Genomic DNA, 10,568 nt, shown 5'->3' with positions numbered 1-10,568 from the left:
CCTGCGCCCGTCACCGGGCAACGCACCCCACACCACCCCCGAAAGAGGTGTAGCGACCGATGTCCAGAAACGGCCCCACCCGAGGCACCCCGCGAACCGGCTCGCCCGGTTCGACCGTCCGAGCCGACCGATCGCCGGCCCGCCGCCGACTGCTCGCCGGCACGCTCGCCGGACTGCTCCTCGCCGCCGCTCCCGCCGTCACCCCCGCGACCGCGGCACCGGCGGCGACGCCCGCCTCCGCACCCGCGGGTTCCGCCCGCGCGGCCCTGCTCGCCGGGCTCTCGGCCACCATGAGCGCCAGCAGCTACAACCAGAACTACGTGGCGAGCAACGCGAACGACGGCAACGCCTCGACCTACTGGGAGAGCGCCAACAACGCGTTCCCCCAGTGGATCCAGGCCGACCTGGGCGCCACGGTCGGCGTGGACCGGGTGGTGCTGAAGCTGCCGCCGTCGTCGGACTGGCAGACGCGTACCCAGACCCTGTCGGTGCTCGGCTCCACCAACGGCTCGACCTTCAGCACCCTGAAGTCGTCGGCCGACTACACCTTCAACCCGAGCAGCGGCAACACCGCGACCGTCAGCTTCACCGCCGCCAGCACCCGCTACGTCCGGGTGCAGGTCACCGGCAACACCGGCTGGCCGGCCGCGCAGCTCTCCGAGGTGGAGGTGTACGGATCCAGCGGCAGCACCGACACCCAGGCCCCCAGCGCCCCCGGCAACCTGGCGTACACCCAACCGGCCAGCGGGCAGATCCGGCTCACCTGGTCGGCGTCGAGCGACAACGTCGGGGTGACCGGGTACGACGTCTACGCCAACGGCGCGCTGCGCGGCAGCGTCAGCGGCTCGACGCTGACGTACACCGACAGCCAGGCGGACAGCGCCACGGTCTCGTACTACGTGCGGGCCAGGGACGCGGCCGGCAACCAGTCATCGAACAGCAACACGGTGACCCGTACCGGCACCGGCAACCCGCCCACCGGGAGCAACCTGGCGGTCGGTAAGCCGATCACCGCCTCCGGGTACGTGCACACGTTCGTGGCGACCAACGCCAACGACAACAACGTGGCCACCTACTGGGAGGGCAACGGCAACCCGAGCACGCTGACCGTGCAGCTCGGCGCGAACGCCAGCCTCAGCCAGATCGTGCTGAAGCTCAACCCGGACTCGGCGTGGGGTACGCGTACCCAGAACATCACCGTGCTCGGCCGGGACCAGGGCTCGTCGAGCTTCACCACGCTGGTCGGCGCGACGAACTACACGTTCAACCCGGGCAGCGGCAACACGGTGACCATCCCGGTCTCCGGCGCGGCGGCCGACGTACGCCTCTCGATCGCCTCGAACACCGGCGCCCCGGCCGGTCAGGTGGCCGAGTTCCAGGTCTTCGGCACCCCCGCGCCGAACCCGGACCTCACCGTCACCGGCATGTTGTTTAGCCCGTCCGCACCCGTCGAGACCAGCACCGTCACGCTCTCGGCGACCGTGCGGAACGCCGGATCGGCGGCCTCCGCCGCGACCAACGTCAACTTCTACCTGGGCTCCACCCGGGTCGGCACCGCGTCGGTCGGTGCCCTCGCGGCCGGCGCGTCGACCACGGTCAGCGCCAGCATCGGCACCCGCGACGCGGGCAGCTACCCGCTCAGCGCGAAGGTCGACGAGTCGAACACCGTCGTCGAGCAGGACGACACCAACAACAGCTACTCCAACCCCAGCCCGCTGGTCGTCAGCCCGGTCGCCACCAGTGACCTGGTCGCCTCCTCGGTCGCCTGGTCGCCGGGGAACCCGTCGGCCGGCAACACCGTCACGTTCTCGGTGTCGATCCGCAACGCCGGCAGTGTGGCGTCGGCGTCCGGTTCGCACGGCATCACGCTCACCGTCCTCAACGACTCCGGCACCGTGGTCCGTACCCTGACCGGCTCGTACTCCGGTGTGATCAACGCCGGGGCCACCGTCGGCCCGGTCAACCTGGGCACCTGGACGGCGGCGAACGGCAAGTACACCGTCCGGGTCGTGCTCGCCGCCGACGCCAACGAGCTGCCGGTCAAGCAGACCAACAACACCTCCGACCAGCCGCTCTTCGTCGGGCGTGGCGCCAACATGCCGTACGACATGTACGAGGCCGAGGACGGCGTGGTCGGCGGCGGCGCGAACGTCGTGGGCCCGAACCGGACCGTCGGCGACGTCGCCGGTGAGGCGTCCGGCCGGCGTGCGGTGACCCTGAACTCGACCGGCGCCTACGTCGAGTTCACCACCCGGGCCAGCACCAACACGCTTGTCACCCGCTTCTCCATCCCGGACGCGGCGGGCGGCGGGGGCATCAACTCGACGCTCAACGTCTACGTCAACGGCACGTTCCACAAGGCCATCGACCTGACGTCCCGCTACGCCTGGCTGTACGGCAACGAGACCAGCCCGGGGAACACTCCGAGCGCGGGCGGACCGCGCCACATCTACGACGAAGCCAACGTCATGCTCAACTCGACCGTGCCGGCCGGCAGCAAGATCCGCCTGCAGAAGGACGCGGCCAACACCACCACGTACGCGATCGACTTCATCAACACCGAGCAGGTGTCGCCGATCGCCAACCCGGACTCGGCGCGGTACGCCACGCCGACCGGCTTCACCCACCAGGACGTGCAGAACGCCCTGGACCGGGTCCGGATGGACACCACCGGCAACCTGATCGGGGTGTACCTGCCCGCCGGCAACTACTCCACCTCGTCCAAGTTCCAGGTGTACGGCAAGGCGGTCCAGGTGACCGGCGCGGGCCCCTGGTACACCCGGTTCAACGCGCCGTCCGGCCAGGAGAACACCGACATCGGCTTCCGGGCCGAGAACTCGGCGGCCGGCTCGTCGTTCAAGAACTTCGCGTACTTCGGCAACTACACCTCTCGCATCGACGGTCCGGGCAAGGTGTTCGACTTCTCCAACGTGTCGAACATCGTGATCGACAACATCTGGGCCGAGCACCAGGTCTGCCTCTACTGGGGCGCCAACACCGACTACATGACGATCCGGAACTCACGGATCCGCAACCTGTTCGCCGACGGCGTCAACATGACCAACGGCAGCACCAACAACCTGGTCAGCAACAACGACGCACGGGCCACCGGCGACGACAGCTTCGCGCTGTTCTCGGCGATCGACGCGGGCGGCGCCGACATGAAGGACAACGTCTACGAGAACCTGACGTCGACGCTGACCTGGCGGGCCGCCGGCGTGGCCGTCTACGGCGGCTACGGCAACACGTTCCGCAACATCTACATCGCGGACACGCTCGTCTACTCCGGCATCACCATCAGCTCGCTCGACTTCGGCTACCCGATGAACGGCTTCGGCGCGAGCCCGCCGACGAAGTTCGAGAACATCTCGATCGTGCGAGCCGGTGGGCACTTCTGGGGCGGGCAGACCTTCCCGGCGATCTGGGTGTTCTCCGCCTCGAAGGTGTTCCAGGGCATCCGCGTCAGCGACGTGGACATCGTCGATCCGACCTACAGCGGCATCATGTTCCAGACCAACTACGTCGGTGGGCAGCCGCAGAACCCGATCACCGACACGGTCTTCACCAACATCTCCATCAGCGGCGCCCGCAAGAGCGGTGACGCCTACGACGCCAAGTCCGGCTTCGGCATCTGGGCCAACCCCATGCCGGAGTCCGGGCAGGGTCCCGCCGTCGGGTCGGTCACCTTCACCAACCTGCGGCTGAGCAACAACGCGGTGGACATCCAGAACCCCACGACGACCTTCACCATCAACCGCAACTGATTCACCCGGTAGCCGACGCCGCCGGGAGGTCCCACCCTCCCGGCGGCGTTGTGCCGTGCCGGCCCTCGCCCGCGGCGAACCGGGCCGCGCCGGCCAGCGCGTCGGTGTCCAGCGAATCCATCCCGTACGCCAGTTCGGTCGCCAGCGCCTCCGCCTCGGGCCGTCCGACGCCGGCCAGCAGGGCCGCCCGGTCGTTGCGCAGGCAGGTCTGCGGGTGCCGCGCGATCGCCGTCGCCAGTTCCTCGGCCGCCGCCCGCGCCTGGCCCGTCGGCACCACCCGGTTGGCCAACCCCATGGCGTACGCCTCGTCGGCCGGCACCGCCCGCCCGGTGAGGATCAGGTCCATCGCGCGGCTCTCCCCGACCAGTCGAGGCAGCCGGACCGTGCCGCCGTCGATCAGCGGTACGCCCCAGCGGCGGCAGAACACTCCGAGCGTGGCGTCGGATTCGGCGACCCGCAGGTCACACCAGAGCGCCAGTTCCAGACCGCCGGCCACCGCGTACCCCGAGATGGCCGCGATCACCGGCTTGCTGAGCACCATCCGGGTGGGACCCATCGGGCCGTCCCCCTCCGGCTCCACCCGGTTGCCTCTCGGCGTGCCGATGGCCTTCAGGTCGGCTCCGGCGCAGAACGTGCCGCCCGCCCCCCACAGCACGGCGACCGCCGCGTCCGGATCAGCCTCGAAGGCGCGGAAGGCATCCGCCAACGCCCGAGCGGTAGCCCCGTCGACAGCGTTCCGCGCCTCCGGCCGATCCAGAATCACCGTAGTGACAGCCCCGTTGCGCTCCACCCGCACACCCATCCCGCCAGCATGCCCGCCCCCGGCAGGTTTGTCGTCAGCGACCGGTTTGGGAGGGGGATCGCCGGGAAGTCGGTACTCGTGCGAGCGCTATTGACGAAAGTTGAGCAGGACTCCCGGCTGGACCGCGCGGGTGACCGGTTGCAGAAGGCTGTCCTGGGGACGCTGCGACCGCGGCGACTGCGGGACCTGCTGCACGGCGTGACGCTGGGGCACCCGCTGCACCCGGCCATGGTGCAGGTGCCGGTCGGGGCGTGGATCAGTGCCGCCGTGCTGGACCTGATGCCAGGGCAGCGCCGACCGGCGACCGTGCTGGTCGGCTTGGGGACGGTCAGCGCCCTGCCGGCGGCGGTCGCCGGGTTGAACGACTGGGCGGCGCTCTCCCGGGACCAGCGCCGGGTCGGCCTCGTGCACGCGGCCGCGAACACCGTCGGTGTCGGCCTCTACGCCGGCTCACTGGCGGCGCGGCTCTCCGGGCGGAGCGGCGTCGGCAGGGCGCTCGGGTTCCTCGGCCTCTCCGCCGTCAGCCTCGGCGCGTACATCGGCGGGCATCTGGCGTACAAGCAGGGCGCCCAGGTCAACCAGAGCGTGTCCGAGCTGCACCGGATGAGCGACGGCTGGCACTCGCTGGCCGACATGGCCACCCTGCCGCAGCGCACGCTGATCACCCGAGAGGTAGACGACGACATCTCGGTGATCCTCTACCGCCACGGTGACGAGGTCACGGTGATGCTGGAGCGGTGCCCGCACCAGAGCGGGCCGCTGGGCGAGGGCGAGGTCCAGGAGATCGACGGCCACGCGTGCGTGGTCTGCCCGTGGCACGGCAGCGCGTTCCGTCTCAACGGCGGCGAGGTCATGCAAGGTCCCTCCGGCAATGACCAGCAGATCCTGCCCACCCGCATCCAGGACGGCGTGCTCCAGACCCGTCTCCCCTGACAGCGTGCTGCGGGGTCGACGATGACCGGCCGCCCTCGACGCACTGATGCCACATAGTCATCTTGATGACTATGTGGCATCAGTCTGTCCGGGGTGTCCGCTCCCGGGCGCGTGTGGGGCACGGCGCTCGGGCGTTGGCCGCGCGTGGGCCGCAGCTCCCGGGCGTCGTTCGAGCGGAACTCGGCGAGCGGGGCTGCGACCTACGCGTGCGGGTGCCGGCTCAACCCCGCCGGTGCCGACCGCCCTGGACGCCGTCGTCGTCCCATTCGCCGACCGCTCCGGCGCTACGACCGGGCAGGGCCAGCGGCCTGCCGGTCGGAGGGCCAGTGGGCGGGGCGGGCGTCTCGGTGGCCGCCGCCGCACGACGGGCGGCCCAGGCGGCGCCACTGCCCGCTCGACCCGCGTCACCGCTCCAACCCGCCTCGCCGCTCCGACCAGGGCTGCCGCTCCGACCCGCGTCACCGCTCCGAGCAGTGCTGCCGCTCCGACCGGGGTTGCCGCTCCGACCAGTGCTGCCGCTCCGGGAGGCGCGGCTCTCGGTGGTGGAGCTGCCGCCGACCCGGGTTGACCGGCGTCGCGGGGTACGGGCGGCCGCAGTCAGCCGGGGTGCGGCGCCGGCCGTGGCCGGCCGACGGCGGAGACCGAGGACCGCGCCGATCTGGGCGCCGACGATGCTCGCCACGGCCAGGACGGCGGAGACGGCCAGCGGTCGGTTCACCCGGTCGGTGGTTCCGGCCCGGGCCGCGCCGACGGTCATCGTGGGTGCCTCACCCGTCGACTCCGTACCGCTGGGTGGTGCCTGCTGTGTGCGCTCCGGCGCCGACCGCTCCGGCGCCGACCGCTCCGGGGCCGGTCGCGCGGGCGGTGTGGGCGCGGCGGGTCGACCGACGAGTTTGCCGGTCGCGTGCGAGCGTGCGCCCTGGTCGGTGGCCTCCGCCGGGAGCCGGAGCAGTTGCCCGGGACGAATCCGGTCCGGGTCGTCCAGCCGGTTCAGCTTGGCGAGTTGCCGGTAGTCGTCGAACTCGTCGAGGTACCGCTCGGCCACCTCGCCGAGGTAGTCGCCCCGGGCAACGCGGTACACCGGCGCAGCCTGGTCGCCGGGGCTCGGCCCGCCCGGCGCGACAAGTCCGAGCGGCCCGCTCCCCAGGGCGTCGCGGGGCCCGCTCGCGGCCAGGCCCAGCGGGGTGCTCTCGGTGAGCCGCGTGGTGGTGGCCGACGCGCTCGGCTGGGCGTACGCCGGACCGGCGTAGACCGCGGCGGCGCTGGCGGCGGCCGGGCTGGCCGCGAGGATCAGGGCGACCGAACCGACCAGCGCGGCGGCGGCCTTCTGCTGGCGGCTCATTCCGGGCAGCTTCGGCGCCGGCCGGCGCAGGGTCTGCGCGCCCAACTCGACGAGGACGGAGAAGGTGAACGTGGCCCAGCCGAACCAACCGGCCAATGCCAGGGCCCGAAGGAAGAGTTGCCCGTCGTCCCGGCTGGTCAGGGTGGTGCCCACCTCGGCGAGGGTGGGCAGATGGTCGGGCAGGGGATTGCCGGCGAAAGCGAGCAGCGCGACCGGCGCGCCCGCCACCAGGGCGCAGAGCACGACGAGCGCGCCGAGGCCGGTGAGGACGCGTCCCGTCCGCCGTACGACGGACCGACCCGATGCGGACATGGCTGCCTTCCTTCCTATGGGACCGGGGGTGGGGCTGTGGTGATGGCCCGTGCGGTCGCCTCGCCGGTGATGGTGACCTGGTCAGCGAAGCCGAACAGGCCGAGCATCGAGCGGCGGTAGGTGATCGTGAGGCGTACCCGGACGACGACCTCCCCGGCGATCTGCGGGAAGCTCACGGTGTGGCTGGTGGTGGAGCCGACGGCGGTGAGGTATTCGGCGACCGCCACGCGGGCCTGCGGCTGGTCGATCCGCGTCGGCCCACCCTCGATCGCGGTGGCCCGGTCGATGGCCTGCCCGCCCGCGCGGGCCGCCTCAGCGGCCAGGTTGTCGGCGCGTTGCAGCGTGCGGAGCTGGCCCGCGCCGTCGAACGAGAGCCCCACGATGGCCAGTACGCCGATCATCGCCACGGCCAGGAAGATGCTGACCCGGCCGTGGTCGCCGGAGAGCGTACGGAGGTTCATCGTCGGCTCCGGTAGCGGTCCAGGGGCGAGGTGAAACTGGCCTCGATCTTGTTCTCGGTGGGCATGCCCGGTAGGGCGTTGAGCCGTAGGTCGCGGAACGACACCCGGCACTCGACCGTGACGGTGACCGTCGCGTTCTGGCCGAGCGCGCTGCGGTAGGCGTCGTCGAATCCGGTGTCGCTGTTGCCGACCCTGCCGCCGAACGTCAGGGTCGGAGCGGCTCCGCAGTCCAGCCCGTGCCAGTCCAACTGCTCCTGGGCTGCCTTGCGGGCCTGTTCCTTGGCGTCGGTCGGGTCGCGGGAGATCGACGCGGCGCGGGCCGCGTCGTGCGCGGCGGCGTCGAGGGCCTCTGCCGCCACCGCGCTGCGTCCGGCAACGCCCGCCAGCACCATCAGCGCGATGAACGCGGGCGCGAGCACCGCGACCTCGATGGAGACCGAGCCGCGCTCGGTGGTCCGGCTCACGGCGCTGTCACCCGCTCCACCGGCCCGTGCGCGGTCTGCCCGATCTCGAAGTCCACGCCGGGTACGACCGACAGGGACCGGCCGGTCACCGTGCAGGTCACGTCGACCTCGCTGGTCACACAGCTCGGGCCGCCGGCCTTGTCCCAGCCCAGCAGCCAGCTGCCGCTGGTGGACAGGAACTGCTTGGCGCTGGCTACTCCGGCGCCGTCGGACGCGTTGTACCGCCGTTCGGCGTTGACCCCGCTCTGGGCGGCGTTCAACGCCGTGGCACGAGCCAGGAAGACGGCCGCCACCTGGAGCGACGCGAACAGCAGCACCAGGATCAGCGGCATCACCACGGCCAGCTCCACCGGATTCGCGCCCCCCTCCCGGTCGCCGGTCACGAGACGACGCCGGGCAGCGGAAACCGCCCGGCGCCACCTCGGGTACGTGACTCGGCGCATGCCGGCTACTTCGGGTTCGTGTGGCCCGGGATGGCCTTCATCCAGTCGTTGGCCTTGCCGAGGGCCAGGCCGGTGACGATGGTGGCCACGAAGACCAGGCCGAAGATGATCACCGCGGTCGGTACCGGGCTGTCGCCCCGCTCGCCGTCCCGGCGTAGCTCGGCGAAGCGCGTCGTCACCACGACGTGCAGGTAGGTGAGGATGGACATGGCGTACTCCTTCTCGGGGTCGGATCAGACACGGGCGATGAACGGGTAGACGACGAAACCGAGCAGCACGAAGACGAGGAGCGCGCCCGGAATGTCGAGCTTGCTGGTCACGCCCTCGGCGCGGGCCAGGTTGTCGGTGCGGATCTGGTCGCGTAGCGAGTCGGCCCGGCTGCGCAGGGTCTCGTGCACCTGCGCGCCCTCGCTGCCGGAGGAGCGCATGATCGCGCCGACGTCGCCCAACTCCGGGATACCGATCTTGTCGGCGAGGTCGCGCAGCTCGTCCCAGGGGGCGTGCATCTGCATCTGGGCGATCCGCAGCGCCTCCTGAAGGCGGTCGAACACCCAGCCGTCGCAGACCGCCGCGGCCCGCTCCAACGACTGCACGGGCCCGTGCGCGGCGGAGAGCTGCAACGCCACCAGATCCAGGTACGTGCAGACGGCCTGGCGGAACTCGTCGCGGGCGGCGTCCGCCTTGGTCAGGACCGACCGGTGCGCCAGCAGACCGGCGACGAACGCCATGCCGAGGCCCCCGAGCACCGGTACGACCAGCGGCAGCGAGATGCCGAGGACGAACAGCGCCACCCCGAGCAGGGTCGGCGTGGCCAGTCCGATCAGCGCGGACAGCAGCACCGACAGCGCGTACTGCTCGGGGGTCTGGCCGATCAGGGCGAGCTGCCGGTGCGGCGGTCGTAGCCAGCGGGACAGCCCGCTGAGCCAGTCCAACCGCCGGGAGGCGGGAGTGGCCACCCGGCCGGTACCCGGCGGCTGGTGCAGGCGGCGCAGCGCCGGGCCGAGCGCGGGAGTGGCCGGCACCAGCTCGCGGATCACCAGGAACAGGCCCAACCCGATCGCCGCCCCGCCGGTGACGGCGACGCCGAGGAGCCAGTTGACGATCATCGCGAGCCTCTTGCCGGCACCGTGGCGCTCGCGCTCACGCGACGACCTCCTGTGGGTCGGGCGCCGGCAGGAACCGGGCCGGTCGCTGCGGCTGACTCATCGAGCGGACCCAGGCCAGCAGGCCGATGAAGGCGATGCCGAGCGCGGCCATCACCACCTGACCGGTCGGGGTGCCGTACGGCTCGATGTACTCGGTGTTGATCAGCCCGTACGCCAGCGTCGCCAGCGTCATCCCGGTCAGGAACCGGACCGCGAACCGGGGCTGGGTGCGCTTGGCCTCGATCTCCCGGCGGGTCGCCACCTCGGCGGACGCCGCGCCGGCGATCGAGCCGAGTACGTCGCCCAACCGCTCGCCCCGGTCGGTGAGGTGCAGGATCAGGGCCGCCACCACCTGGTCGCAGACCGGGTCGCCGATCTCGTCGGCGAACGCCAGCAGCGCGGAGCGGGCCAGCCAGCCGGCCTGCAACCGGGCGGCGAGCAGTCGTACCTCGTCCTCGATGCCGGGTGGCACGCTGCCGATCGTGCTGATGATCGCCTGTTGGAGGCCCTGGCCCGTACCGGAGACGTCCTTGAGCCGGCGGGTCCACTCGCCGACGGCCTCGATCCGGGCGATCGCCCGCTGCTCGGCCTTGCCCACCGCGAACAGCCACGGCGTACCGGGTACCGCCACCGCCACGAGCAGCCCCACCACCGGTAGCCCGGTCAGCAGGAACGCCAACGCCCCGGCGACCACCGCGGCGAGCAACAGCGCCTGGTAGGACCGCCGCTCGGCGGGCGTGGCGCCGGAGCCCCGCCAGAGGCGACTCAGGCCGGGCCCCGCTCCCGGGCCGGGGCCCGGGGGTCGACGGGTGCCGACCAGCGCGACCACCGCCAGCAGGAGCCCCGCCACGCAGGCGGCCCCGGAGACCACCGCGATCAACTCCAGGCTGTTCCCCATCAGG

General features: G+C 71.8%; 9 protein-coding genes and 1 pseudogene. 2 read left to right on the top strand and 8 right to left on the bottom strand.

Annotated features, from left to right (window positions below):
* Positions 1 to 59: 59 nt before the first annotated feature.
* Positions 60 to 3,764 carry a discoidin domain-containing protein gene (locus AB0I89_RS26245; RefSeq protein ID WP_357132023.1) on the top strand — a complete coding sequence of 1,235 codons (3,705 nt, stop codon included), beginning with the start codon at positions 60 to 62 and terminating at the stop codon, positions 3,762 to 3,764.
* 1 nt (position 3,765) lies between these two features.
* Here the strand turns inward: AB0I89_RS26245 and AB0I89_RS26240 are convergent, their stop codons facing one another.
* On the bottom strand, positions 3,766 to 4,566 hold the full coding sequence (locus tag AB0I89_RS26240) for a crotonase/enoyl-CoA hydratase family protein (protein WP_357132020.1): 801 nt from the start codon (positions 4,564 to 4,566) through the stop codon (positions 3,766 to 3,768).
* 78 nt (positions 4,567 to 4,644) lie between these two features.
* On the opposite strand from AB0I89_RS26240, the gene AB0I89_RS26235 reads away from it, so the two are divergent.
* Positions 4,645 to 5,499 (top strand): DUF2231 domain-containing protein, encoded by an 855-nt coding sequence (locus AB0I89_RS26235; protein WP_357132017.1) that lies wholly within the window; start codon positions 4,645 to 4,647, stop codon positions 5,497 to 5,499.
* A 619-nt stretch (positions 5,500 to 6,118) separates the two neighbouring features.
* Here the strand turns inward: AB0I89_RS26235 and AB0I89_RS26230 are convergent.
* From AB0I89_RS26230 to AB0I89_RS26200, 7 genes and pseudogenes are all read right to left on the bottom strand, one after another.
* Positions 6,119 to 7,153: pseudogene (locus AB0I89_RS26230) on the bottom strand (LysM domain-containing protein); the annotation flags it as partial.
* A 14-nt stretch (positions 7,154 to 7,167) separates the two neighbouring features.
* Positions 7,168 to 7,614 carry a pilus assembly protein TadG-related protein gene (locus tag AB0I89_RS26225; protein WP_357132014.1) on the bottom strand — a complete coding sequence of 149 codons (447 nt, stop codon included), beginning with the start codon at positions 7,612 to 7,614 and terminating at the stop codon, positions 7,168 to 7,170.
* Entirely contained in the window at positions 7,611 to 8,078 is a 468-nt protein-coding gene (locus AB0I89_RS26220; RefSeq protein ID WP_357132011.1) for a TadE/TadG family type IV pilus assembly protein, read from the bottom strand. Before AB0I89_RS26220 ends, AB0I89_RS26225 begins: the two co-directional genes overlap by 4 nt.
* Complete coding sequence (locus AB0I89_RS26215) at positions 8,075 to 8,521, bottom strand: TadE family protein (RefSeq protein ID WP_357132008.1); 447 nt, start codon at positions 8,519 to 8,521, stop codon at positions 8,075 to 8,077. The genes AB0I89_RS26220 and AB0I89_RS26215 overlap by 4 nt, the downstream gene beginning before the upstream one ends.
* A 5-nt stretch (positions 8,522 to 8,526) precedes the next feature.
* Complete coding sequence (locus AB0I89_RS26210; RefSeq protein WP_357132005.1) at positions 8,527 to 8,730, bottom strand: hypothetical protein; 204 nt, start codon at positions 8,728 to 8,730, stop codon at positions 8,527 to 8,529.
* A gap of 24 nt (positions 8,731 to 8,754) precedes the next feature.
* Positions 8,755 to 9,624, bottom strand: coding sequence for a type II secretion system F family protein (locus tag AB0I89_RS26205; protein ID WP_357132258.1), 870 nt, complete (start codon positions 9,622 to 9,624; stop codon positions 8,755 to 8,757).
* Positions 9,625 to 9,661: 37 nt separating this feature from the next.
* Positions 9,662 to 10,564, bottom strand: a complete 903-nt coding sequence (locus tag AB0I89_RS26200) for a type II secretion system F family protein (protein WP_357132002.1) — start codon at positions 10,562 to 10,564, stop codon at positions 9,662 to 9,664.
* Positions 10,565 to 10,568 lie beyond the last annotated feature (4 nt).

The sequence above is a fragment of the Micromonospora sp. NPDC049801 genome (assembly GCF_040656575.1).
In the GTDB taxonomy this organism is placed as follows: Bacteria; Actinomycetota; Actinomycetes; order Mycobacteriales; family Micromonosporaceae; genus Micromonospora.
This window is presented reverse-complemented; position numbering and strand designations above follow the sequence as displayed.